Origin of the sequence: Cryobacterium sp. TMT2-10 (assembly GCF_004403075.1) — a bacterium.
In the GTDB taxonomy this organism is placed as follows: Bacteria; Actinomycetota; Actinomycetes; order Actinomycetales; family Microbacteriaceae; genus Cryobacterium; species Cryobacterium shii.
In genome coordinates this window covers 1-25,568 of record NZ_SOGW01000130.1, presented here as the reverse complement: position 1 = coordinate 25,568, position 25,568 = coordinate 1, and the positions used below count along the sequence as shown (strand labels likewise).

Genomic DNA, 25,568 nt, shown 5'->3' with positions numbered 1-25,568 from the left:
AAGATGTTAGATACCTCCAATCAATCCGGAGGCCCTCCCTCACAACGAGGCGCGGCACATCGCCGCTACCCTGACCGAGAGCAGCCCAGCGGTTGGTGCCGGCTACGCCGCCTCACCTAGGTACTGCCACCGATTCTCCGGATTGAGCAACCCCGCACCCACCAGCTCGAGCGCGGAGCGGTGATCGGCGAGGTTGGTGCTGGCTCGCGGATACCGCGGCCAGACCCGTTCCCCTGGTGCGCTCGCCTCAAACAATGGCCGGCTCGAAACATGTGGGCGCCGCGGCCGGGACCGGGGCGTTGACATCATTGTGGTCAGTTCGGCTTGCCACCACGCCCACACCTCCCGCTCGATCCGATACCGCTCCGCCCGAGCCAGCAGGGTTCCCAGAACGTTCAGCTGCAGGGCTGCCTGGTTCCGGAGATCTTGCTTCGACCTGGCCCACCCATCCCGGTGAACGACCAGGAGCTTGTGACGCCGGAGGCGGCTGAGGATCGTGGCTGTGTGCCGGGCAGTGACGCCCAAGAGGCGAGATGCAGAGTCAATAGTGAGGTACGGGTGCTGGCGCAGCAGGGCGTAGAGCTTGCCGGCGAGGTGTCCGAGACCCCGTCGGGTGAAGAGGTCGTGGCGTTGGTCGGTGAGTTGTTCCTCGAGCAGGACGACGAGATGGGTGCGGGTGTTAAAGAGCTCAGCTGCAGAACGACCCGGCGACGACGGGATTTCGTTCGGGGGGCGGGGGTTATCTAATGGTTGTGACCGGACTGTTCGGGGACCTGTGGATAACGTGGGGGCTAGGCACCATTCGGCGGCGTTGCCGTCGTCGCTCGCACTGACCCGTTCGACGTATCCGGCCGCAGCGAGGGCGGTGAGGGCGACGGCTGCGGTGGTGCGGCCGAGGCCTCCCATCGGGCCCAGGTCCCGGATTGCGGCGGCGACGGTACGTTTGCCGGTCTGCAGGGTGAGGTAGGCCAGGGCGCGGAGAATGGTCTGCTGATTCGAGGACGCTTCGGTCCGGCCCCACCGGCCCGGGCTGACCCGGAACCGGGTGAGGAGGGCCTCGACGTCGGTCACGATGGCGTCCAGCTCCGACAGGTCCTGCGGCTCCCGGACCGCTGGCAGTGGGCGCTGGAGGGCTGCGTACTGCTGGGCTTTGTCCCACTGGCGGCCCAACCGGGCCCGGGCCTCGGCTGCGGCCCGGGGGCGGCGGTCGCCGCGGCCGGTGTTCTTCGTCCGGAAGTGCTCCAGCCCCGGGGCCGTCTTGATGGCGTGCTCGACGTCGACGAGCTGCCAGCCGGCGTTCGCGGCCGAGAGCAGGCACATGAACCCGGTCCAGCTCGGGTTACTGCCGCCATCGATAGTGGCCATATGGGCGGTACCGGCCGCGCTGAGTCGCCGGTGCGCCTGGTGGCGTGTGGCGATGGGGCCCGACGGGGCGCTGTCTTCCGCGCGGAGGGACGGCTTCCGCGCCTCGAGCACCGCGGCCAGGGCGGCCAGGTCCGCGGTCGTGGTCGACGGGACGATCAGGGTGTTCAGGTTGCCGCGGAGGACCGTGGAATGGCTGCCATCGCGGTGCGGGGACAGGGGCGGCCGCGCGGCACCGGTGACAGCGTTGAGGAGCATGCCGTGGTCCAAGCGGCGGAAATTCGCTCGCGCCGCACTAGCCACGGGTGCGACGGCGAGTTTCGGGGCGCCGCCCTGGAGGGCGAGCCAGATGTGGCGGCCACCCGTCCCCGACGACTGGCACACGACATGCTCGATTGAGAGGGCATCGAGGGTGCGGGAGAGAACGTCGCACTCATCGCCGGCTTCCTCCATCAGCTCAGCGTCAACGCCGTGCTTGTCCTTACCGTCGAAGTCGAAGCAGAGGACCCGGAACAAGCCGGTGTCATCGGCCAGGTTTATCGCCCACGGCGTTGTGGGTTCGGCCGGCCCAACCCGGTGAATTAGGGGGTAACTGTTCTCGTCCACTCGCCCGTACGCGTCCCGTTTCATCACGCGCACCTGATCGCGCGGACTCATCCGGCGCGTCAAAGCCCAGGCTGTCCACGCTTCAGTGGGAACGCCAGACACGCCGGACACAATTCCGGGTGCATTCTGGGGTACGTGCGCTATGCTCTGGGACATAGAGAAACCTCCCGTGAGGGCTGTTGATCTGGATTAGCTCGAACCTCGTGCCGGGAAGCAGAAGTGGTTTGAGCTACGAAACTTGCAGTGGCCCGTCGCGAAAGCGACGGGCTCTTTCGTTTAAGCGGCTGGGATCGGCAACTCCTCGAGTTGAGGCCGACCGAGGTCGAGAACTGGCAAGTGGCCCGCCGGCTCCGAGAGCGCACGAAGCAGGGTCTGCATGTAGAGCGCCTTAGCTGCCCCACTTGCTGCCGCTGCCTCGGTCACGAGAGCGAAAATTTCCGGGTCAACACGCACCTGCAAGAGAACGGTCGGCGCGTTGTCCTGCCGTCGTCTGCGTCCTGGTTCCATTGCCATGGGCCAACAGTGGCAGAAGGCAGCTCTATGAATGCATACGCCGCGCGGTGTGTCGGATTATTTTCCGAACAGGTATTCGCCGTATCCAGACAGTGCTGACTGCAACGCGTCAGTGTCGAGAACATAGATGACTCGTCGACCTTGGCGCTGCTCGCCCGCGTCGGCGGTGACGGTGCCGGTTGACTCGAGCTCTTGGAGGTGCCGGAGGACCGTTTGGTAAGTCGTGTTGAGTTCTCTCTGGATCGCACCCGATGTCATCCCTTCTGAGTTGAGGGCGAGCAATCGGATGATCGCCCCTCGCAGGGGATTCGCTCCAAACATCACTGTCGCCCTCTCGGCCGAAAGCGGCAGAGGTTCTTCAGGGGATGCATAGCGGGGCATTCCCTCATTCTGCCGCAGCTGAACAATTCGCGACTCTACCCTAACACTTAATGTTAGTGTCGGATTGGAGGTGTAGCCATCAATCCGACCAGCCATACTCAGCCACCGAACAGGCGAGAGCGCTCAGCCCAGGACGAACTCGAGGACCTGCCCGAAGTCGCGGGTCACGAGGTCTCGCCGCGCGGTGAACTTCGTTCCCTGGGGCCGGCGCACGACCCCATCGGGGGCATCGTCCTCGATATAGCCCATACCTCGGAGATCGATCAGGGCCGCATGCACTGCGGGCCGACTCATGGTGTCGCCGATGACGTCGAACAACTCGGCGTAGCTGAGTGGCTTCCGGAGCAGGGCGCGGAGTACCAGGACGCGGGAGGGCGCGGAAAACAGCTCCTGGAACAACGCCACCCGTTCAGGGGCATGTCTCATCAAATTGTCGTCGCGGGCCATGCGCTCAATTCTGGCGTGAATCACCCCTCACGCAGGCGCGCCACGATCGGAATCAAGTTAATGCAAATGCATCTATTTACCTTTGCGAACTGTAATGGTCCGCTGATGTCAGTGGTCGGCGTTAGGTTCGAAGCTCCATGCGATCCGCCCATTCGATCCATATTCCCGGCGTTTTAGGCGTTTATGACCACAAGCTCAGAGGGAACACGCCCCCCCGTTCAGGTGAGGCCATGAGAAAAAAGACGAGAGACTAGTTAAGGCCTCGGGGGTTCCCTAATTCCCGATGCCAGTTAGTGGAAATTCGAGAGGACATACCGCCCATGAGTGACACCGGTCACACCGCCCCCAGCGAGGTCTTTGGAGAGGCTGACCGCGCCGGGGACTACATCGAGGAAGACACCATCCACACGATCCCCACGACCCCACAACGCGCGGCCACGAGCACCGCATCTGCTCTCGGCACCGTCCTCGATGAACCAACCCAGGCGCCAGTCCCGGGGAAGGCTCCTGCCGTGAAGGAGGCCCCGTCGGTGCCTCCCGTGACGCCCACCGACCTGGCCAGCACCTCTGTCCTCTTTGGTGGCTCAGCCGCTGGCCTGGCTTCCGCGTCGAGCACTCCAACCAAGGCCACCACGGGGTTCCGTGGCGCTCTGGCCAGCCTGGGACTCCCGGTCGGCCCGGGCGCCGCCGAGCTAGGGGAGCGACGCCGCACGGAGCTGCGGACCGCTCATGAGACCACTGTGCGGCAGGCGACCTGGACGCGTGCGGTCTCGGTCCTGGTGAACAACCCCAAGGGCGGAACGGGCAAGACTCCCACCGCCCTGCTCCTCGGGGGAGCGCTGGCCGCGATCCGCGGCGGGTCGGTCGCGATCCTCGAAGTCTCCGACGACCCCGGCGCCCTGAACTTCCGCGCCGAGGGCAACCCCCTCCTCGGCCTCGGCGAACTGGTCCGCGACGTCGACCACGTCCACACCGCAGGCCGCCTCGCCGGATACACCGCCCCACAAACATCGTTCGCCTCGGTGATCGGATCCACCGGTCGCCGGGACCGCCTCACCGGCGAATCCGTCGTCGCCGTCTCCAACGTCATCGACGACTTCTACTCCATCCGCGTCATGGACTCCGGCAACGTCCCCACCTCCTCCGCATTCCGCGGCGCCGTGTCCGTCTCCGACGTCCTCGTGATCCCCGTGATGAACGCCGGCGACTCCGTCCTCGAAGCCATCCAGCTCCTCGAAGAGCTGCGGGCAGAGGGCGTGCCCTCCGCGGAGCTTGCGAACCGGGCCATCGCCATCCGCCTCACCGATGGACGACCCGAGAACGACGCCGTCCGAGAAGAAGTCCCGCGACTCCTGAGCCAAGCCGGCGTGTCTGCCCTGCACGAGATTCCCTACGACGCACACATTGCCGAACGCGGACAACTCACCCTCAGCCGCCTCAACCCTGCAACCCGGGACGCGTTCGTGGCAGCCGCCGCGAGCGTGGTCCGGTCCCTGCAAACCGCGGTCTCCGCCGCACCCACACAGAACCGGAAGGCCTAACCCTCATGCATGACCTCCTGCTCCACGCGGCGATCGAGAACCCCCTCGACGGGATCCTGCCCGACTTCTCCTTTGGCGGCGCCGAATTCACCGCCCTCTGGCAAAAACTTATCGCCGCCCTCTGGGCCATCGGCATCCTCGTATCCATCGGTTACCTGATCTTCGGAATCGTCGCCATGGCCGGCGCCTCCGGCGACACCAACCCCAACCCGCAAGCCCACGCCCAAGGACGCCGCAAAGCCGTCTGGGCGGGCATCTCCCTCGCAGCTCTCGCCGGCCTCGCCATCATCGTCGGCGCCGTCCTCTCCTTCGCCGGCTAATCCGCACCACCAACGCGCATTCCAAGGAGTCTCACCATGCGAATGGTCACAGCATCTGGCCGTAGCCGCTGGCCCATCGTCATCGGGGCCGCCGTCCTCGTCGTCGTCATCAGCGGCGGCATCGCCTACACCGCCACCCGCCCCACCCCCACACCGAACGCCGCACCCAGCACCGCGACGGCCACCCCCACACCGACCCCAACAGGCAGCACAGGCACCGCGGGTATCGGGGACGACGTCGCACCCACCGGCTGCCTCGGCGGACAAAACCGCAACGTCAACATGGTCCTAGCAGCACAGGCAGACGCCAAACACACGACCTACGGGGCCGTGGAAACGGCAACGGCGTTCTACCGATTCATCTGGCAGTACCCCTATCCCTCCGTCGCCGATGCGAACACAATCACCAACGAGGTCATGACGGCGAACACGCCGGCTTCGTATGCAGACCTCTCTGGCACATACGCCTCGACGGACGACCTCACGACTGGCGACGTCGAGCCCGGAACACCATTCCATCTGTCGACCACGAATGGTCTGTGGCTGGTGGCGCAGGACTCCACGGCAGACCGGGTAACGGTGAACATCGCCGCCGGCTACGTCGTGAACGGAGAGCTCAGCCCGACCAAGGTGACGGCGCAAGCCTTCGTCATGGTCTGGGACGACGATGCGTGGCACGTCGAAAAGGGTGAACAGCCTGACGCTGAGAAGCTCAGCGCCGGCGGCAACCGCTACACCGGAGGCTGCTAGTGGCCGCAGGCGAAGGATGCGCCAACATCGCTGTCTGCGCCTGGGACGGCGCGACGGGTGGCATCAAGGACGCGGTCGGCGGTGTCAACAACGCCGTGAACACGGCTGCGGGAGTGGCGGACTTCTGGTCTGACCCGGCCGGGAACTCCTTCAAGCTGTTGCAGGGAGCGGCCAAGGGTCTCTCCGATACCGTGTTGCCGGCGTTGACGCAGGCGACGCTTCCGGACTTGACGGCGGATTGGTTCATTCAGGCGTACCAGGTGTCGTTTGCCCTGGCGATCTTCGTGTTCGTAGCCCTGTTAATCCCGCAGATCGTCCGTACCGCGCGCGGCCACCAGTCCGGCCGTGAGCTGGGGGAGTCCCTCACCCTCTACGGGCCCGCATTCATCCTCGGGGCCATGTTCGGTCCCGCGCTCGGCGCATTTCTGGTGAAGTTCTTCGGCGCCCTGTCTGACTCCTTGATCGCGTGGGGCGTTACCAGCAACTCCGAAACGATCGTGGCGAAGTTCTCCACGATGCTCTCCGAAGAAGACGGGTCCGGCCTTGCCGGCGGCGCCGTCCTCGGCGTGATTCTGATGTTCTTCATGATCCTGGGGCTGCTCGTCGTGCTCCTGATGCTGATCGTTCAACTCATCACTCTGTATTTCTCCGGCGTCCTCTTCCCCCTCGGGTTCGTGTGGATCGTTGACCCCCAGAAGCGGAAGTTCGGGTCGAAGATCGCCTACCTCTGGTTTGGGGTTCTGGCGTCCCACCCGCTGCTGTTCTTCTTACTGGCGATCGCGTACAGCATGATGAGCGCCCAGGTCGATGCGTTCTCCGACACCCCCAGCCTCGCCAAAACGGTGACCCTGGTCGTGTCGATCCTGGCGTTGTTCATGGCCGGCCTCGCCCCCGTCGCCCTGACGAAGTTCGCACCCGTCATCCCCACCGGCGGCGGCGGAACAGCACCTGTCGGACCGAACATCGGATCCCAGTCGATGCAGCAAGCCGACGCCAAATACAGCGACAACGGCCCCGAAACCTCCTCCGGCGGGGGCAGCAGCTCCTCCGTCGGCGGCAGCTCGCCATCCGCGGGCAGCTCGAGCAGCACCGGTGGCAGTTCACCGGCACGCGAGGGCGAGCCGGCGACGTCGTCAATCTCTGAGGCCGTATCCGTGGGCTCTGCCGGCGGAGCCACCGCCGGCGCCGCTGCGACAGGCGGCGGCGCAGCCGCTGCCGAGAGCGGCATGGCCGCCGCAGGCGTGGCCGAGTCCGCGACCGGTGCGGGGGCTGCGATCGGTGTCCCCACCATGATTGCCGCCGGGGCGATGGCCGGGTTTGAGGCGACGAAGAAGGTCACCGATTCAGTGACCGATGCGGCCGTGGCCCCGGTTGAGGACCACGAGGAACATTATGGAAAGGACTCCGTCTAGTGAGTGATACCCCGGAGTCCCACATCCGTTACCTCGGCGGCGAGTCCGGTCACCGCGGCTTCTTCGGCGGCACCGCCTCCAAAACCCGAATGATCCTCCTCACCGTGTTCATCGCCGGCGGCATGGTCGGCATGGTCTCCGGTCTCGGCCTCCCCGCCCTGATCGTCGCCGTCGCCGGAGTCGGCATCACCATGCTGACCACCGCCCGCACCCACCGCGGCACCGTCCTCGAGCGGCGCCGGAAACGCGCCCGCGCAAGGGCCCGGAAGCGCCTCGGCACGGACGAGTTCGTGCCCTACGAAGTCGGCGCGTGGGACCAACTCCAAGAAGCCATCCTCCGCGGCACCAAAGATGAGAAACAGGCTGCGGAGCGGGCCGTAGTGAAGATGCGGGCGAACCCGGACGGCGCCGACGGCATGGGCTGGCTCCAATACGGGTCCAACACGCCCGGCATCGCCTGGCACGCCCCGATCGGTGAGCAACCGTACCTGTCCGTCGCGTTCTCCGTGTCCGGGCAGCTGCGCGGCATGGAAACCGCCGCCGCCCTCACCCGGGCGGCGAACGCGTGGGGCAAGTTCCTCGCCCGCCGCGCCGCACCCTCCTCCCTGATCCGAAACGTGCAAACCCTCACCCGGGTTCTGCCGCCGGACTCGGCCCGGCAGCAACTGTGGGTGAAGACCCGCCTCGAACCGGTGCAAGAAAACTGGACAGCGGAGCAGCGGGCGTCGTTTGAGGCGCAGAAGCTCTCCTATGACGAGGTGATCCGGAAGTCCAGTGCCAACGCGATGGTGCAGCGCCACTACGTGGTCGTGTCTTGGCCCCTCACCCAGCAGTTCACCGACACGGCCGCAAAATACGGGCCGGGACGCGACGCGTGGCGGGCGTTGATGGCCGGGCAGATTCAGGCCACCGAACTGGGTTTGAACGAAGCCCGGATGGGTGAAGTGCAGGCCCTGACTGCGAAGCAGACGACGGCGTTGATGTTGCACCAGCAGAACCCGCACCTGCCGATCGACCTCACTCGGAACGTTGACCCGCTCCTTTCTGGGATCGCGTCTCGGGACGAGTTCTCCGCGCACATCGTCGATGGCGTCGACCCCACCTCCCTCGTCATGACCGAGGCCGGGCCGGTGTCGCCGCCGGTGACGTGGTGGCACCGCACCGCGGCCATCCACGGGGAGAACCTCGCCGTGGCTGGCCGCAGCCCCCTCTGGTGCCTCGATCTCCTCATCGGGCGGGAACTGACCTTCGTCCGGTCGGTGTCCTTCCACCTGCACCTGGTGCCGGCGGGGCAGGCGAAAGCGAAAGCGCGCGCCGACGTCGTCCGCGACCTCGCCGGGGTCCTCGCTGACCAGCAGAAGGGCCGCCTCATCTCTGACGACAGCACCACCCGCATGTCCGCCGCGCAGCGCCGCTCCGCGGACCTCGCCGCCGGATCCCACCACCACGGCGTCGACTGGATCGGCTTCGTCACCATCTCCGCCCCCACCAGGGCAGACCTCGGCCACGCCTCCCGGCAGCTCGAGGAAGCGTGCGCGACGGGCCTCGGCATTGAGCACCTCGACTGGCAAGACTCCTTCCAATCTGCCGCCTCCGGCACCACCTGGCCCCTCGGCCGGGGCCTTCGCCCGGCAGGCGCAACCCTGGCGACCCGGGCCATCAACCGCCTCGCCGGCCGCACCGACAAGGAAGCCATCTCATGACCCCCACCAACCCCGCCACCCCCGCGGCTACCGGCACTGCGCAAGGCAAAAGCACCGCTGTGAAGAAACCCTGGTACGGGGCCGTCCCCGGCCTGAAAATCTTCCTCACCCCGGTGGCGACGTCGCCCGTGCTCACGGGCGAAGAAGACGCAGCTGGGTCTGACGCTGCCGTTTCTGACGTAGTGGTGTCGTCGCGGCGGCCGGTGGATGTGCCGCCGTTCGAGCGGCCCGGGTCAGTGCTGCGGGCGTCGTCGGGGGCGGCGGCGCGCGGCTGGTATGCGCCACGCCTGGCCGGGGCGCCGTCCACGACCCGGCAGGCCGAGATTCTGAACACGGGCATCATTGGGGCGCCGACCGGGATTGACGGGGTCGTGAACGGCACCGACACGCTCTCGTCGACGATGATCAGTCACGATGCCCCCACCGCGTACAACGCGACCCCGCGGAAGCTGACCTCACCCAACGTCCTCATCATCGGCACCGTCGGGTCCGGGAAGTCCTCGTTCACCAAAACGGTCATGGTCATGCGGCCCTTGCTGCTGAAGAACCACCGGGCTGTGGTGTTCGACAAGAAGGACGAGGGAGGTGAAGGCGAATACGCCGGCGTCACCCGCCGCATGGGAACCGAGCCCCTCCGCTTCGACCCCGACGGGTCCGGCACCCGCTTCAACCTGATGGACCCCCTCATCGCCCAAGGCACCGGGCTGCAAGGCCAGATGCTGCTGATCAACGCTGTCGCCCGCATCGCCCGGGGCGACACCGCCGCGACGGAGTGGGAAGAGAAAGCCACCCGGTACGCCCTGCAACTGTTGTTTGAGAAGTTCCAGGACACCCGACGGGCCGCGACCACCACGGATCTGATGCCGTTCCTCGGGTTGGTGCCAACGGATCAGGGGTTGTCGGGGGAGGCGTCGGAGCGGTTCCACCAGGCTGGACTGTCGATCAGGTTCGGCCTGCAGAACCTCCTCGAAACCTACGCCGGCGTCTTCGACGGCGAGACCAGCCGCCGAGTCGACCTCTCCCACAAGCTCACCACGTTTGACATTTCTCAGCTCCCCGACTCCGGCCCTGCGATCCCGACGGTGATGGCGATCGGGAACATGTGGCTGATGGGGCGGCTGCGTGAGGAGCGCGGGTTCGTGACGAACGTGGTCTACGAAGAGGGCTGGCACATGATCGGCGGTCCCTCCGCCCAGCTGGTGAAATCCAACCAGAAACTCTCCCGCTCCCTCGGCATCTCCAACGTCTTCGTCATGCACAAAGGCACCGACATCCCCCCAGACAGCCCCGGCTACACCGTCGTCCAAGAAGCCCAAACCGTGTACGCCTTCCGCCAAGACCGCCCCGAAGACGCCCGCTGGGCGCAAGAAACCTTCAACTTCGCCCCCGACACCGCCGCCACCCTCATGGGCTTGAACCCGGGGCACTGCGTGTTCAAGTACGGGTCCAACCCGGAAACCCACATCCGCCACATCCGCTCGGACTGGGAAGTGGAAGTCACCAACACCGACTCCGCCATGGCCGCCGGCAACGCCACCACCTAACCCCCGTGCAGAAAGGCATATTCGGCACCGGACTAGTGCTCCTGCTCGTGGTCCTCTTCACCGGGCTGCTCCTCGTCACCGGCGGCGGCCCCGGCACCGGGGCCTGCGCGGCAATCGCGGCGAACCCGCGGGGCGCCGCGGAACGCACTGCGGTTGCTGGGTATCAGGGCGACCAGCTCGTCAATGCTGCTTTGATCATGAACGCCGGCGCCACCGCCGGCGTCAACGTGCACGGGCAAACCATCGCCGTCATGACCGCCATGGGCGAATCCGCGCTCCGCAACCTCAACTACGGCGACACTGTTGGACCCGACTCCCGCGGCCTGTTCCAGCAACGCGACACCTGGGGCACCCTCGCTGAGCGCATGAACCCCACCCAAGCCGCGGGGTTCTTCTTCGAACGCCTCGTCCGAGTGCCGAACTGGGAGACGCTGGCGCCCACGGCGGCTGCGCACGCTGTGCAGATCAACGCCGACCCGAACCACTACACGACCTACTACGACCAGGCGAACGAGGTCGTGACCGCGCTCACCACCGGGGACGCAGCCTGCGCGGCCGGCGTTGGCAGTGACGCCCGGGCGTTGGCGGCAGCCCTGGTCGTCAAGATCGACGCGGGCACCATCACGGGTTTGTCGCCGGATCACCTGCGCGAGATCCGGTGGATCGCCGACGGCGAAACCCGCCCGAACTGCGGCATCGACACCCGCATCCTGCAAGTCATCACCATGGCCACGAACATGTTCGACGCAGTCGGGATCTCCGACATCAACCGGGCCTGCACCGGCCAGATCCTCGGCTCAGGCCTCTCCTCCCCGCACTCCGCGAACGGTGGCGGGCACGCCGTCGATTTCTACTCCTTCGACCGGATGCCCACCACCGGCGCCGACGCCAACGCTCTAAAGCTCTTGAAGGCGCTCAGCCCGGTGATGCCCGCCGGGTCCGGCGCGGGCCAGAACCAGTGCCGCGCCGACGCCGGCGTGAGCCTGGACCTGTCGATGAAGCAATTCCGGGACGACTGCAACCACGTCCACATCGCCGTCGACCCCAACAGCACCGACCCCATGAAACTCAGCAACTAATGCCCCACACCCCGATGCACCGCCCCACCCCGACCAACCGACGGACCGTGTTCGTGGCGGCAAGGAGAACCCCGTGATCGACTGGAAAGCCCGCATCATGACCGGCCTCCTCGCCCTCCTCTCCGCCCTCAGCCTCCTCGTGGCCGTGCATGTCGGTGCGGTGATCACCCCCACCGGCACGACCTATCCGTGGAACCCCGCCGCCTTGGCGGGGGATTTCCTCTTCCGGGATACCCCGTGGCCGCCCGCGGCAACCTGGACGAGCATCGTCGCCCTGGTCCTGGCCGTGGGCCTGTTTGCGTTCATCCTGGCCAAGCAAGCCCAATGGGCGTCGGCCAAGCGCAACAACGTGGCTCTCCGGCACATGGCCACGACCCGGCAGTCCGCGGTGCTGCGCGAGAAACTGCGGGCGAAGGAAGCGGCTCAGCTGCACCCGGGCGCGGTGAATCTGCCGGCGGGGGAGCGGGTCGGCCGTCTCGTCGGACGGGGGAACCGGTGGGTGTATCAGGGGTGGCGGGACCTGGGCGTGTACGTATTCGGCACCGGTCGCGGCAAGACCTCCGCCCTCGTGATCCGGCACATGCTCGAAGCACCCGGCGCCGCCATCATGACCTCCAACAAAGTCGACGGTGTCCGCGAAACCCTCGCCGGCCGTGCCGGCCACGGCCAGGCGTTCATCTTCGACCCCAACCGCATCTACCGCCTGGACCTACAGCCTGACTTCGTGTTCAACCCGCTTGACTACATCCGCAGCGCCGCGGACGCTCGGGAGCTGGCCGCGATCTTCGAGGCCTCGACCCGGAAGGCCTCCGACCGGGGCGGTGATTCCCAGTTCGATACCGCCGGGCGGGACATGCTCGCGTACTTCTTCTACGCCGCCGCCCTCGAGCACGAACCCCTCTCCCAGGTGTTCGCTTGGATCGCCCGCGCCGAGGGGTACGACGTGCAGCAGATCCTCGCCCGCCACGGAAAAACCGGGCCCTCCTCCACGATCGAGGGCATCCTGAGCTGGCCTGATAAGACGAAGGGCAGCGTCTACGCCACCGCGCAGCGCATGGCGTCGGCCCTCGCCGACGACGACCTCCTCGCCTGGACCGACCAGGCCGGGATTCGCCGGTTCGACCCGGCCGCGTTCATCACCAGCACCGACACCCTCGTGCTCCTCTCCAAAGACGGTGAAGGATCCGGCGGCGCCATCCTGACCGCCCTCATCCGCGCCATCTGCACAACCGCCGAAACCGCTGCGCAGCGAAACGGCGGCCGGCTCCCGGTCCCGCTCGTGATGGAGCTCGACGAGTGCGCGAACATCGTCCGCTGGCCCGAACTGCCCTCCGTGTATTCCTTCTACGGATCGATGGGCATCATCCTCAACTCCTACTTCCAATCCCGCGCCCAAGCGATCGACGCGTTCGGGAAAGACGGGTGGCAGACCCTCTGGGACGCCGCCGCGACCCGCGTCTTTGGCGGAGGGTCCGGGGACGACGACTTCCTCCGCTCCCTGGCCGCCCTCATCGGCGAACACGACGAAATCACCTACGGCAGCTCCACCGGCAAAGACGGCCACCAATCCACCTCCACCAACACCCGCAAGGTCAACACCCTCGACATCGCAGCCCTCGGCTCCCTCCCCGAATGGCGCGCCATCGTCTTCAGCTCCAAATGCCGCCCCGTCATGGTCAACACCGTCCCCTGGTTCCGCGACAAAACCCTCACCACCACCATCAACCGCACACCAACCAGGACACCGAACCCCAGGCCGGCACCGGTCGCGGTTCCCGACGACACCACTGCAGCGGAGGCAGCAGCTCATGGCTGAGCACGACGGCTACGACTCGACCGGCCCTGAAGAGGACCCGGTCGACGTCCGCCAAATGTTCCTCGACTGGCTGACCGGTCACCTCGCCACCGTCGAGGTCGTCGGCACCAAGCCGACCCCGTGGTGCACCCAATGGTGGCTACACCCCGAAGTCGTCGCCCGGTTCAAGGCCCTCTGGCAGGCCAGCATGCAAGCTGACGCCAGCGTCATGGACGGTGACGCCGGCGCCGTGTCGTCCTGGTGGATCAACCACTGGGACCGCCACGCCGCGGTGATCTTCGACAAAGGAATCGGGCCCTTCCGCGACTGCGACCCCGACCAAGGCCACCTCTACCGCCGCAAGGACACCACCGCCAGGATCGTGCCCGCATCGATGCCACCGGACGACGTGGAGCTGTAGCGGCTGCTGACCATTTCTGCGAGGTTTCCCTGCTCATTCCAGAGAGCGACGCATTGCGGCAAGCACCCCAGAAATCTGCTCATCCCATCTCCTCTGCGGCTTTCCAACGCCCGCCGCTATCGCTGCCGCCATCATGTCTGGCCCGAATTGGTTCAATGTCTTGACACCCTCATCGTCAAGAAGAAACAGCATCTCTCCGAAATGCACGTTGAAAAGCTTCCATTCTGGCGACTGAAACATCCGATTTCTGAGTGCGTCACTGGATCGGAAGAGCGGGTTCTTTGCTGCCTCACGACGGACGCTGGATGAGACGACATCGTAGGTGACCAACGCGGAATTCAAGTACCTTGCAAAGGTTTCCCGTTTTGCCTTTCGATCATCGTGCAACTGTTCGAACCGCATCGCCCGTCCCTTGCCCCGTTCAGACTGCCATGTGGTCAGAAGGGCTACGGCACCAGTGAGGACCGATCCTCCCAACGCACCAAGTAGCCCGACCCAGGCCAGCTATACAGCTGCCGAACCTGAGTCGAGGGGCGTCTGTGCGACAGCGCCCCAATGGCTGAATGTGAGAGAAGCGCTGAAAGGTCCATGTGCTCCAGAGCCTAGGCGATTCGGACGTCGGGCCTTCAACGAACGTCGGCATTCACTCAAAAGCTATTCGCCTGGTCCCACGGTGATTTCGACCGGACTGTTCAGCAGTCCTTTTGTCGAGGCGGTACGACCGACGCGCCGCTCATATCCGCTGGCTTTAGTGACACGGCGTCGAGCTGAGACCATCGTGTTCGTCATTCCTCCGGAAGAACCCCGGTCGGGTGTTGTAGGAGAGTGCGCGCCGTTTCAAGGCGAGCGATCGCCTGGTCAATGACTTCATCTGCCGACTGAGAGTGGGGGAGGCGGCGTCTGAAGGTTTCAACCATCCGGGAGTCCTGATCTTCTATTTCGCTGGTGAGGCCGAGCCAGTCTGACTCGAGTACATCAGCCAGAGACGCTGCTTTGCCGAGCACGAACGCAACCACCTTCATCGTGCTTCGTTCCAGTGCAATGGCTAGCGCCGCGGCCTCACCAACTGAGTCAAGAGATGCTGCATTTGGACCCCCATGAGCTAGCCAAGGTGATGCATCAGGATCGATTCGCTCGAGCGCACGGAGAACTGCGTCGTAGGACGACATCGGAGCCGTATTAAACGGGAAAACAGATCGGTGCGACCAAACTTCCAGGACCAATTCAGCACAGCGTCGGCGAACTTCCGCACTTTCTGCCTCCGGTGCTTCATCGGCTTCATCCAGCATCGCTGAAAGGTAGTGGGACATCCAGCGGCCCAGAGTGTCTGTGTCTTCGAATTTGCTCGCGAGTTCACGCCCGAGCGCCAGCACTTGATTTGTAGTCACTCCACCCTCTCCCTGACTGATACCGAAATACCTTGAAATAATCTTCGAGGAAATCCATAGAGTCCCCGTCTCGACCTGAATAGGACCCTTTTTCCAGATCCCTCCCAATACAGACTTCGACAATCAAGTCGCGCCCTAGCTTTTCGAGGGCGCTGTCGAGGACATCAGCGCTCACGGTTAGCCGGGTCCCTTCGAATCCCCGCGCATTTGGCCCTTTATCTACATTGCGCCACGTCTGCGCGTTGAGGACCGCAATCCCTTCGGGTGTACTCCAGGTGCGATAGTCCGCGTCCCTGTGAAGACCGAATAGTCGAACAAATGCTGCCGCAGGTCGCGGTGGGGGGAAGTGCACTTCCCCCGACAACGGATCACCCTTATCGAATCTTGCCTCTCGGCTCTCGTAATCCACCCATCCAGTGAATCGAAAAAGACCGTGACGGACTTCAAGCGCCCCGCCGAACTCGGGAACTTGAAAGTCTGACCGCCCTCGGTCAATCTGCAAAGAGCGAACGAGAGCACTGCTAGTTGCGGGGTCGGCCAAAGCGCTCCGAACTGACACACGCTCTGATTTGCCGTAAGAACGAGCCGAAGCGAACTGCCAGACCGTGATTTGATCGCTGCCAATCGGCGAGATCACATCGAAGAATTCGTGTGAGCTCACGTTCCACCGCCAATCTGAGGAGCTGGAGCGACTCGTGGAGTGGGTTACCCCACTCGGGACAGGTCCGCGGGCATCGGAAAGCCAACGACCGTCGTCGCGTGTCAGCCCAAGTCGTCTGAGCCATAGTTCGTAATCAGTTCGTTTGGAACCGGGCTCGCGGTAATGCTGCTTTGTCCGAGCCAGGTGCCCGGCAGTCAGGAGCATCGCATGGTAGGACATGTAAAAATCTTGGTCATGGGCGGCCGGCCATTCGTACTTGTAATACCTGAAATCTTCGGCACGCATGATTCCACGTTGGCGCCGTGGGTCGTTGCTTTTTCCCTCACGGTTGGCATCCCACCGTTCAAGCACGATATGGCTCGCGATACGCTCTACGTCCTCAACGTCGACGTCGAAACACTCGGCCAGCGGCTCAAGCCAATATTCTCGAAAATCCCAGTCAAACCGGAATTCCGTTTCGCTCCGGTCATACATCGACCGCAACGCGCGCGGACGCTGAAATCGCTCAAGTTCGATGACTCGCATCGAAACGGCCGATTCGCCTGGCTCTTTTTCTGGCGCGAGATTTGCGTTTGCTAGGACTTCGCTGGCCAACGCGACAAGCATCGGGTGATCCCCCAGGTCGCCAAGAATCCACTCAATCCAGTCTCGGAAGAGTGCGAGGTGCGTCTCTGAATCGGCAGAATGCCGATGTAGGGCATGAAGGAGCCACAGCACAGCGTGCAAGTCATAAAAGGGCAACCCTTGGTCGATAAATGGCTCGGGCTCTTGGGCCTGAGCGCGCTGTGCCAAAGCAGTGAGGGCCGCTACATCACTCAGCCGTAAGAGATTGAGAACTACGTGTGCGGCGCGCCAACGCGTTGCTTCTTCCGGGTCAGCAAGAGCGGCCCAAAGCAGTCCTGCGAAGGATTCGAGAATATCGACGGGTGGCTCTAGCGAGTCACACCACTCGCCGTCTGCCGTGTCCGTGCGTATGAGGTATTCGAGCTGCTCCAACTCGTAGTCCAGCACCTTCGCAGCGTCAGCGGCCCCCACGACACTGGTGGCTACTCGTGCAAGCGCAAATGCCTTTTCGGACTCGATCCCGCTCGATGATTCGCCAAATGCCCGCAGGGCCGTCGACCACAGTTCATTTGAGGCAAGGCCAGAAAGGCTCGCCATAATGCCAATCGGTAGAGGTGTTCCGCTACTAGTGACGACGTCACGCGCAAAGCGCACGACCGTTTCGGGAATCATTCGATGGAGGTAGCTCATCAGCGCCTGGGGAAGTTCAAGAGTCGCGGCTAGTTCCTCGAACAGCGTTCCAAGGTCATACAGGCCCAGCGCTTGAGCCTCATGCATCGACCGCACAAACGGCAGCCACTCTGACCTAGGACCATGAAGTACGAAGCGAAACAGGTCCTTCGGGCGGAGAACTTTCGACCTATTGATCCACATAAGGGTCGATACTCGGCCCTCGTCATTTGAGATGTCCCTCGTCCGAAGTGCCCCCAACGCAGATTCGATTTGAGCATCGTGCTCCGCGCGCCAGTTATCGTTCCTGTCAAAGCTACTGACCGTTGTGGGCTCTAAAGCAACCTCGATAAAGGGATCCAGTGGCAGTCCGTGCAAGCGAGCGAAATTAGTCAGCGAGGCGTCAGACCCTGGGTGTTGGCCTCGTTCCATGCAGTTGGTGACTGCGAAGTCGAATAGGTCCTGCGCATCAGGAGAGCTGCCAGTGGCGTCATCAGCCAGCACCTTTCCCGGGCTGCTATTTGAACCGAGCAACGTGAATGCCAGCCTCGTCGACAAAGGAACACGTTGGGCTCGTTCGCATTCGAGGATCTTATCCATCACGTCCCCAAAATCCGCGAACCGGCGATCGCGCCAGCGCGAACCGATCGCCAACGCAGACCTGAGGCTGAGGTTCGCAACTGCTTCGATCATGTGAGGGGGATAGAGGCCTTCCTCTGCATAGGGGATGAGCGCTTCAGCTACTCTTGCCGTTGCGTATGCTCGTGTGTCGTCATTGCTTTCCGCTAGTCCTGCTCGTCGCGCACTTTCAGACACGGCTATCCAAGTTGGACCCACTTCGTAGCCGATCACACTCGCGCGTTCCAGTGCCTTCGACACGAGATCTCCAGCTTCATCCCTACTTGTCGCGTAGATCGCACGGGCTAGATCGAACAACGAGGTTCCTACTTGCTCGGCGTTGTCGTGACTATCCGTGATTCGTGCGCTCAATTCGTCCTTGAGCTTCATCGCAGTGTCCGATTGCGTTTCCACTAGTCCGATGACGCGGATCACATGGATGGATGTTCCCCACCACTGCAGCTGGCCGGGTGTACTTAACCAATCGTCCAGAATCTTGACCACACCAGGACCGGCCGCCGCTGTCGCCAGTAATTGAGTCACAGCGTCAAGAAATTGTTTGGGCCGCCTGTAGTCAGATATCGATTTTGGCAGCGATTCAATTAGGGGGCCGTAGGTAGATTCCAAGCTTGATGTCGTCGACAGTAGCAACTGAGCCCAGGCGTCGAGCCAGGGTAGAAGCGGCAGAACGTTCGAACGAAACTGTTCGACCGCGCGGTCTGACGAATGCGCCAAATTCAGGAGTTCCTGCAGCCTGTCGTCAGCAACGTCCGCGGGGGTTAGGGGCCGTCTCTCAAGATTCGCTCGTAGCGCGTATGCCTGGAGTAGCGATAAGGGTGAGCGGCTGTGCTCGTCAGAAATATCTCGGGGGGGCGTACCGGGCAGATACTGCTTGAGTATTGAAAGCGCCTTGGACGGCTTCATCGTTCCATGGTGGATGCAGGAGCTGATTACTCCGCAGACACCCGCATACACTGCGCCCTGGCTCTCGCCGTAATACTTTGTCGGGATCTCAAGTCGTTTTCGCCTCTGGGAGAACGAAGCGGCGAAAGATTGGGCAGCCTCACGGCCCAGCATGATTCCGGAGCGATGGAGTTCACTCGCAATTCCGAGATGGAGATGCGCGTTGCCACGGGCAGCCTCCACAAGGTCAGTAACCGACCTAACCTGGCCCCGGTCGATGAGTCGCGCGGTGACACTAGCGCCTGCGTGAAAGGAAGTAGCAAGTGGTGTCCAACTCGAGATGAACCTCGTCGCCGCTTCTGCACCGTCGGTCATGAGGAGGCCAAAGGCGACTTCCGCTATGTCGTCATCGGTCACGCTTCGTTGCGTCCTGAGGTTACTTGGAAGGCGACTCCACGATGACATCCAATTCGCCGCTGATCGCAGTCTGCTCCTGGCCGCCCCTGTGTCCTTGAGCATGCTGAGCATCACACCTTCGTGGCTCGCTCCGAATCCCGGATGCCCGCCGTCCAGTGCGCGAGAAGCAAAGAGATCTTCGATGATCTCCCTCCCAAGGAACTCTCCCGCCAAATCTGCGTTGAGTGCGAGCAGTTTGTTTCGGCGAGTCTGACCGCCAGTCACGGTTCCGAGGCGGAAAGCCAAGCGGCCAGTATCGGCGAAACGGCCGCTGCGCAGGGCTGCAAAAAGCGCGAACTCTGTGCGTATCTGATCTATCTCTTGCGCTTGCACGTGATGTCCGAGGGGAAGCGACTCGCTGCTCAGGGCAAGTTCAATTAGTGCATCCAGTCGATTCGTCTCCCACAGCAGTTGCGGCAATGATGCGGCAGCGTAGGTGCTCTCGGCAGCGAGAGTGGAGAGCTGAGCGACGAGATGGTCTAATTTGTCCGCGCTGGGCTTCAGGTTCTTCCGGAAGTATGTCTCTGTGGGCTCATCGCGAAACTGCAAGGACTGCGCGCTAACTGCGATGCCTGGCCCAAAGTCACTTGCGAAGCTCATCACGAACTCTGGCTCAACACTCGCGAGTCGAGCAATTGCGACGATCGGCAATCGAGGTCGTAGGACCGAAAGCACGTGGCAGACCCGATCCATCGCAACCGATTCCACTCCGAGCGCATCACGCATGTCTCCGAGCTGGGCGTCGAAAAGTGCATCCAACGCCTCGTCAGTATTCGGATGCCGGCCACCTAAACGAAGAAGGCATTCGCTCAGGGTTGCGGACTGATCCATCAGAGTTGATTGCACGCGAGGGTTACCGGCAGTCATCGTGTGAAATTCATCAATATCCGATGCTGTCGCACTTGGAAAGTAGCTTCTGAGGTGCTCTCCCGATTCACCGAAAGTGAAACTAGTGAGTGGAATCCTCTTCACCCTGCTTGGGAGCTCAAGTAAGCCGACCCGCTCCGTTCGGCAAAGGAAAACTAGTCGGACCTCATGGGGAAATAGTTCGCGAACGAGATCGAGGACGAACGCCCGCTGACCGAACTCACGAGCAGCCATTATCGCGTTGTCCGCCGCATCGATGACGATCCAGAGTTTGCTGCCGCGTTCCTGCAGGAGTGGGGAAGCCCCCTTGATCCGCTTCATGAACGCGGCCATGAACTGCGAATCTGATGCTGTGGAGTTTGGTACCAGAGGGAGGCATAGGCCGTGCGCCGACATCTCATTGGCCAGCTGTACTAGCCCCTGTCGAGCCTCGTGCCTGGGCTCACTTCGCTGACGGTAGCCGCCTCCACCGAAGCAGTCGTAGGCAACGACCACGTCCCTCGGATCAACCAATCGACTCAGGCCGCGGGTAAATATGGACTTTCCGGTTCCACCGCTGGCATGAAGAACTACGGGGACTGAGACCGCGCTGATTTCCGCAACGATGCGAGCGCTCTCTTCCCGCTCGATGACTCTCTTTGGTTCGGGAAAGCGAGGGGGCGCGGGAAGGACCTCATCCTCGGTCGCGCCCAACACCGCGAACACATCCATGCGTCTGATCGGGCTGCGATCCAACGACGTTGCTCGCCGCCCCACGGCTTCCTTCAAACGCAGCACGCTATCCGAGTTAGTTCCGGGTAGAAACTGAGTCACTGATGATTCGACCTGCTCAATGAGCGGGAGAAGCGAGGGGGCGCGGTCATCAATTGATAAGCGATCGAAGAAATCACCGGTCCACTCTGCGGGCAGGTTCGCGAAACCCCGCAGCTTGATACTGGCTTTGGTGTCCGCACCACGATCGCGAATTGTCTGCATTGCCTGCAGTGTGTTCGAGCCAACCCGTCGATTAGATACGAATTGAAATTGCAGATCGAACGGAAGGGCTGGGAATTCTTCACGCAGTCTCTTGTAATATCCTGCAAAGCCGGACAGCGTGGATTTCAGTTCCGATGGCGTCCAGTCTTTTTCGACTCGGAGGGTCGAGTGCTTCAGCTGTCGATATGTGACAGCGGTACAGTTCGCAAGGAACTCAGAGCCCCGATACTCCGCTAGGTCGATTACGTCTACGGAATCGTTGTCGATCTGCTCAGACTCAACGGTCCCCTCGACTGTGATTGCGGCCATATCCGACTGAGGCAGCAGCATTTCAAGTGCGCGTTGGGCCGCCCAAAAGTAGTGGAATTGGTCGCCATCGCGGCTCGGCCTCACATCACGGGCTGCCACTTTGTCTCCTTGTATACAGCGAGAACGCACTATCGTCACCATATCGGCAGGTGCCGACTCTCTGAACCGTTGCTTACGCAGCAACAGGCCAGGCCGGGGTGCATCACTCATGCATCGACGTATGCGAGGGCCCTGCGTTGCGAAGGTACTGAGAGCGCCCAAGTGATTCGTTCCCTAGAAAACTGAACGCCTGAAGAGCATTAAACGCACCTATTGCTTGAAAAGCATACACAATCTATACTTTCGAAGTATGAGCGTTGTTGTTGAACCGATTCTTGAGGAACTGGCTGCCGGTCAGTGGGGTCTGTTCACTACGGCTCAGGCGCGGGCGCGGAGTGTGAGTCGCGCCAATCTTTCGCATCGGGAACGAGATGGGCGTCTCGAGCGCCTTGCCCACGGCGTGTACCGGCTCGGGGGAGTGCCGGTCGCTCCTCTGGATGATCTGCGCGCTGCCTGGATGTCGACTGAACCCATGGTGCTGGCGTGGGAGCGGGTGGGTACCCCGCGAGTTGTGGTGGGTGGGGCGGCCGCGGCAGCTGTTCATGAGTGCGGCGATATCCATCCAGTCCCGTACCGTCTGATCACCAGCGAGCGACGCCAAACGCAGCGAACCGACATTGTCTACAGCCGGCGCCAGCTGGATTCCCGCGACGTTGTGGTTGTCGGGGGGCTCCCGGTGACGAGCATCGAACGAACGGTCGCCGACCTGGTCGACGAGATCGGCGACCTGTCCCTGGTCGGCGACGTGCTGGCCGACGCGACCCGGGGAGAGCGAGCGGTCGATCTTGAACACCTCGGCCTTCTGCTGACCCCGTTCGCCGCACGATACGGCCACCCTCGAGGCGATGGCCCAGCTCTGCTGGAACAACTCCGCCGGAGCGCGGGGATCGACGATATCGCCGCAGCGCGTGCGCTCGTGCGGCGGCCGGCTATTGGCGCTGCCCTCGAGGGAATCGTCAGCCAGGCAGTGGGGGAGCAGCTGAGGACCATCGTCGCCGGCCTACAGCCTCAGCTGGCGGGGAGTGTCGAGCTGGGCGAACACATCGAGCGGATGCTCGCACCGGTACTCGTGGAGCAGAGTCGCCTCGTGTCCGAAATCACGGACACCGTGCTCGCCCCATTACTTCAGCGCCAGCGTGAACAGATAGACCACATCACGCAATCCGTCGCAGCGCAGATATCGGCATCGCTGCCGAACATCACCATTCCCGCGATCGCCTTCCCAGCCCGAACCGGGCACTCGTCGATTCCGACAACCGGCACCACAGAAGAGTTCAGCAGGACGGCGGGAGAATAATGATCGTTAGCGACCCGTACCCAGATGGGCGTGCGGTGCTTTCCGCGATCACGGAGAAGGCCCGAGCGGCGCACCGAAGCGGCGTCGGTTCTTCCGTCCAGAGCCTCATCGAACTGGCCGTCTTCGATCGCTTTCTCTGCCGGGTGTTCTCTCTGGACGATTGTCCCTTCGCGCTGAAAGGAGGAACGAGCATGCTTGCTCGGCTTCCCCAATCTCGGAGCACGACCGATGTGGACCTCGAGACGGCGGAGATGAGTATCGACGCCGCCATCGCCCAACTCGCCTCAGCCGCGAGCATCGACCTGGGCGATCATTTCGAGTTCCGCTATGTCAGCCACCGCGACACCGGCGGCCCCAATCAGCCCGAGCTCCACGCCGCGTCCATCACATTCAGCGTCACCGTTCGAGGCGCCGGCACCCGGAACCCCCTCAGGGTCGACCTGGCCATCCACACGCGCACCCCCTGCCGCACCCCTGGACATCCTTACTCCAGCATTCCGGCTCGACATGTCGCGCCTGGGACCGGCCGCGGCCTACCAGGCCATCGCGGTCGAAGACCAGATCGCCGACAAGGTGTGCGCGACCCTATCGACCTCCCGCGGCCAGGCCTCCACCCGAACGAAAGATCTCGTCGATCTGGCCATCCTCACAAAAACAATGCGAATCGATGCACGCCAACTCCGCATCAGCGTCCACACCGAAGCGCACCAACGTGGCCTGCCGCCGTTCACCACGCTCCACGTGCCACGCTCCATGACCGACGGATACCGCAAAGTTGCCAAGACCGTTCCTGTCTTGAGCGACGTCCTCGACCATGAAGCTGCGCTCTCCCTGGTCAACGCGATGCTGCGGCCAGCCCTTAGCGCCGAAATCGAGGACGGCGCTTGGGACCCATCACAACAACAGTGGGTCCGCCCAAGCTGACCGGTACGGCACCCGCGACAGGGCCACGAACTTGCCCTCACTAGGCGCGGCGAAATCATCCGCAGGCGAACCGCGAGTACCGTTACCAATCGGAGTCCCCCCCCCGCTCCAACGATTGGCCCCGGTACTCATACTCGTCTGCCCCAGGCGATACATGCCGGGGCTTTTTCGTACTCCGCAGTTCGGCCACGCAATAAGAGGTAGGCAGCCGGTGGCAGGCCGGGCATTCGTGAAGCCAAGCGATATCACCGCCCATTTATAAGAGATCGACGAATGTCCTTTGTGATGTCCGGCTCGGCAACCTCATCATCGCCTTAGAGGTTAGTTATGCCTCAATCGCACAAAATTGCCATTTACCGGTCAACTGCAAGCCACCTAAATTCTTGTGCTCCAGTTACAGCATCTTTGAAAGGGGTCAAAATTACGCGAAGTGAACCGGTTTTGCTCGTTTCTATAATGTCGAAAGAGCGACACACTTCGTTCGTTTGAGTTACTTCATCCATACATTCAAAATTCGAACCGGTGAAGTTAGGGTCTTCAATTGTAAATTGCGGTGCCACCACGTTTGCTGCTGCAAAAATACCATCGCCTCGCATGTCGAGGCCTTCTTGAATAAACCCAGGGTAACCAACTTCAGGTTTGTTCTCAGTAAATGCTCCACTCAGTACTTTTTTACCTTGAGTTGGGTCATACAATTGGGAATATTCTCCACCGTCTTCACCTGTAAATGTGTGATCTTTGGGTGTCATCTGTGCGATTTGAATAGTGTGATTGAGGTTGTCGAGTATTTCACGGTCAGAGTTGTCAGCTGAAGCTGGAGTCAGGTTCGTGTACCATTCGTCTGTTCCGTAAATGTCTTCGTAAGCATTGGCGTACTCAGTACCTTCAAGATGATTAGCGTAAGTCAATTGGTCGTCTCTTGGGGTCTTTGCAAAGTCTTCAAAACTGACTCCATCAAGTCGTGAGATAGCAGCCGGCATTTCAGGTGCTACGACTTCCTCTGACGCCTGATCTTTTGATGGTGATTGGTCCATGCCTTCAGTTGATTGGGCAGGCGCAGTTGCAACAGAGCCATCATCAGCGACCGTACTGCTGGAGCATGCAGTCAGCGATAGAGCGAGTACGGCCGTCACCAGGCCGAAGAAAAGTGGGCGCATCAGTCTTACCTTCTAGTCAGGAGGGTTAGACGGTCGTGCCACACCCGTAAGGGCATCATATGGGGACTGACGAGACTTACAATGACACTGCCGTAGGCGCCCTGCAGAATTGCCCGCTCGTGGCCCAGTGGACCTGCCCAATCAGGGCCGCAGCTCGTGCACCCTGGCTCAACTACTGCAACACCGAACGAATCCACGGTGGCACCGGAGGAACACCCATCAGCCGAGTGCCACCAACGTCATGACTCAGTACACCTAGGCCGCGGCTACGTAGGACCGCGCCGCGGCCATGACCTCTCGGGAGCGTCCCTCCGAGAGCGCTTCGGCCGGCGAAGCATCGCTCAGTTCCGGGTTCATGCCCATGAACCACGCCCTGACAACGTCAGGCGAATGAACCGAACAGAGAATCTCGAGCACCTGAAATGTGTCTCTGAGGAGCTTTTCACTCGCCTGCGGCGGCCGCACCGTTGCGTGTGCCCAGCGAGCCAGCGTCCGGGGATTCTTACCCACGATCACGCCCAGCAGCACCTGGCCCAGCTGCGCCTGCAGCATCGCTGCGATCTCAGCAATGCTCAGACCCACGGAGCGTTCGTGTGCCGCGCGATCAGCACCAGAACGAGAACCATCCCCGGTTGATGTATTGATCATGAACCGAGGTTACCAATTCGCGGGTCTTATGACAGGTAACTTGTTGGGCGATATGACCGATTGACGGCGCTCACTGAAATTCCCCAGTTCTGCTCACTGAAATTCCCCACTCCGGGTCGCTTCCGCACATAGAAGCGGGCCTTCCTCGATGCTGATGGT

General features: G+C 62.6%; 19 protein-coding genes and 1 pseudogene. 12 read left to right on the top strand and 8 right to left on the bottom strand.

Annotated features, from left to right (window positions below; translation table 11 throughout):
• Positions 1–102 precede the first annotated feature (102 nt).
• The 3 genes from E3T37_RS16245 to E3T37_RS16235 all read right to left on the bottom strand — a co-directional run bounded on the left by E3T37_RS16245 (position 103) and on the right by E3T37_RS16235 (position 3,309).
• Positions 103–2,019: a hypothetical protein gene (locus E3T37_RS16245; protein WP_241994588.1), complete on the bottom strand. Its 1,917-nt coding sequence runs from the start codon at positions 2,017–2,019 to the stop codon at positions 103–105.
• Positions 2,020–2,538: 519 nt separating this feature from the next.
• Positions 2,539–2,862, bottom strand: coding sequence for a helix-turn-helix transcriptional regulator (locus E3T37_RS16240; RefSeq protein ID WP_166805312.1), 324 nt, complete (start codon positions 2,860–2,862; stop codon positions 2,539–2,541).
• Positions 2,863–2,985: 123 nt separating this feature from the next.
• Positions 2,986–3,309 carry a hypothetical protein gene (locus E3T37_RS16235; protein WP_134368308.1) on the bottom strand — a complete coding sequence of 108 codons (324 nt, stop codon included), beginning with the start codon at positions 3,307–3,309 and terminating at the stop codon, positions 2,986–2,988.
• 320 nt (positions 3,310–3,629) lie between these two features.
• Here E3T37_RS16235 and E3T37_RS16230 point away from each other — a divergent pair, with 320 nt between their 5' ends.
• From E3T37_RS16230 to E3T37_RS16190, 9 genes are all read left to right on the top strand, one after another.
• On the top strand, positions 3,630–4,850 hold the full coding sequence (locus E3T37_RS16230; RefSeq protein WP_134368307.1) for a hypothetical protein: 1,221 nt from the start codon (positions 3,630–3,632) through the stop codon (positions 4,848–4,850).
• A 5-nt stretch (positions 4,851–4,855) separates the two neighbouring features.
• Positions 4,856–5,170 (top strand): hypothetical protein, encoded by a 315-nt coding sequence (locus E3T37_RS16225; protein WP_241994574.1) that lies wholly within the window; start codon positions 4,856–4,858, stop codon positions 5,168–5,170.
• 42 nt (positions 5,171–5,212) lie between these two features.
• Complete coding sequence (locus E3T37_RS16220) at positions 5,213–5,920, top strand: hypothetical protein (RefSeq protein WP_241994587.1); 708 nt, start codon at positions 5,213–5,215, stop codon at positions 5,918–5,920.
• Positions 5,920–7,332: a hypothetical protein gene (locus tag E3T37_RS16215; RefSeq protein ID WP_134368305.1), complete on the top strand. Its 1,413-nt coding sequence runs from the start codon at positions 5,920–5,922 to the stop codon at positions 7,330–7,332. Before E3T37_RS16220 ends, E3T37_RS16215 begins: the two co-directional genes overlap by 1 nt.
• Positions 7,332–9,035, top strand: a complete 1,704-nt coding sequence (locus E3T37_RS16210) for a hypothetical protein (protein WP_134368304.1) — start codon at positions 7,332–7,334, stop codon at positions 9,033–9,035. Before E3T37_RS16215 ends, E3T37_RS16210 begins: the two co-directional genes overlap by 1 nt.
• Entirely contained in the window at positions 9,032–10,579 is a 1,548-nt protein-coding gene (locus E3T37_RS16205; RefSeq protein ID WP_134368303.1) for an ATP/GTP-binding protein, read from the top strand. Before E3T37_RS16210 ends, E3T37_RS16205 begins: the two co-directional genes overlap by 4 nt.
• A gap of 5 nt (positions 10,580–10,584) precedes the next feature.
• Positions 10,585–11,658, top strand: coding sequence for a hypothetical protein (locus E3T37_RS16200; protein ID WP_134368302.1), 1,074 nt, complete (start codon positions 10,585–10,587; stop codon positions 11,656–11,658).
• A 73-nt stretch (positions 11,659–11,731) separates the two neighbouring features.
• Positions 11,732–13,474 carry a type IV secretory system conjugative DNA transfer family protein gene (locus E3T37_RS16195; protein ID WP_134368301.1) on the top strand — a complete coding sequence of 581 codons (1,743 nt, stop codon included), beginning with the start codon at positions 11,732–11,734 and terminating at the stop codon, positions 13,472–13,474.
• Entirely contained in the window at positions 13,467–13,874 is a 408-nt protein-coding gene (locus E3T37_RS16190) for a DUF4913 domain-containing protein (protein ID WP_134368300.1), read from the top strand. The genes E3T37_RS16195 and E3T37_RS16190 overlap by 8 nt, the downstream gene beginning before the upstream one ends.
• A gap of 33 nt (positions 13,875–13,907) precedes the next feature.
• Here E3T37_RS16190 and E3T37_RS16185 read toward each other — a convergent pair whose 3' ends face one another.
• From E3T37_RS16185 to E3T37_RS16175, 3 genes are all read right to left on the bottom strand, one after another.
• Positions 13,908–14,276 (bottom strand): hypothetical protein, encoded by a 369-nt coding sequence (locus E3T37_RS16185; protein WP_134368299.1) that lies wholly within the window; start codon positions 14,274–14,276, stop codon positions 13,908–13,910.
• A gap of 383 nt (positions 14,277–14,659) precedes the next feature.
• Entirely contained in the window at positions 14,660–15,262 is a 603-nt protein-coding gene (locus E3T37_RS16180; protein WP_134368298.1) for a hypothetical protein, read from the bottom strand.
• Positions 15,228–21,383, bottom strand: a complete 6,156-nt coding sequence (locus tag E3T37_RS16175) for a hypothetical protein (protein ID WP_134368297.1) — start codon at positions 21,381–21,383, stop codon at positions 15,228–15,230. The genes E3T37_RS16180 and E3T37_RS16175 overlap by 35 nt, the downstream gene beginning before the upstream one ends.
• Before the next feature lie 250 nt (positions 21,384–21,633).
• Between E3T37_RS16175 and E3T37_RS16170 the strand changes: the two genes are divergently transcribed.
• The 3 genes and pseudogenes from E3T37_RS16170 to E3T37_RS17680 all read left to right on the top strand — a co-directional run bounded on the left by E3T37_RS16170 (position 21,634) and on the right by E3T37_RS17680 (position 23,604).
• Positions 21,634–22,680, top strand: coding sequence for a type IV toxin-antitoxin system AbiEi family antitoxin domain-containing protein (locus tag E3T37_RS16170; protein WP_134368296.1), 1,047 nt, complete (start codon positions 21,634–21,636; stop codon positions 22,678–22,680).
• Positions 22,680–23,123: pseudogene (locus E3T37_RS17885) on the top strand (nucleotidyl transferase AbiEii/AbiGii toxin family protein); the annotation flags it as partial. The gene E3T37_RS16170 and the pseudogene E3T37_RS17885, both read left to right, overlap by 1 nt.
• Positions 23,008–23,604 (top strand): nucleotidyl transferase AbiEii/AbiGii toxin family protein, encoded by a 597-nt coding sequence (locus E3T37_RS17680; RefSeq protein WP_370292657.1) that lies wholly within the window; start codon positions 23,008–23,010, stop codon positions 23,602–23,604. The pseudogene E3T37_RS17885 and the gene E3T37_RS17680, both read left to right, overlap by 116 nt.
• A 353-nt stretch (positions 23,605–23,957) precedes the next feature.
• On the opposite strand, the gene E3T37_RS16155 is transcribed toward E3T37_RS17680, so the two are convergent.
• Positions 23,958–24,761 (bottom strand): hypothetical protein, encoded by an 804-nt coding sequence (locus E3T37_RS16155; RefSeq protein WP_134368293.1) that lies wholly within the window; start codon positions 24,759–24,761, stop codon positions 23,958–23,960.
• 255 nt (positions 24,762–25,016) lie between these two features.
• Positions 25,017–25,409, bottom strand: coding sequence for a hypothetical protein (locus E3T37_RS16150; protein ID WP_134368292.1), 393 nt, complete (start codon positions 25,407–25,409; stop codon positions 25,017–25,019).
• Between the last annotated feature and the right edge of the window lie 159 nt (positions 25,410–25,568).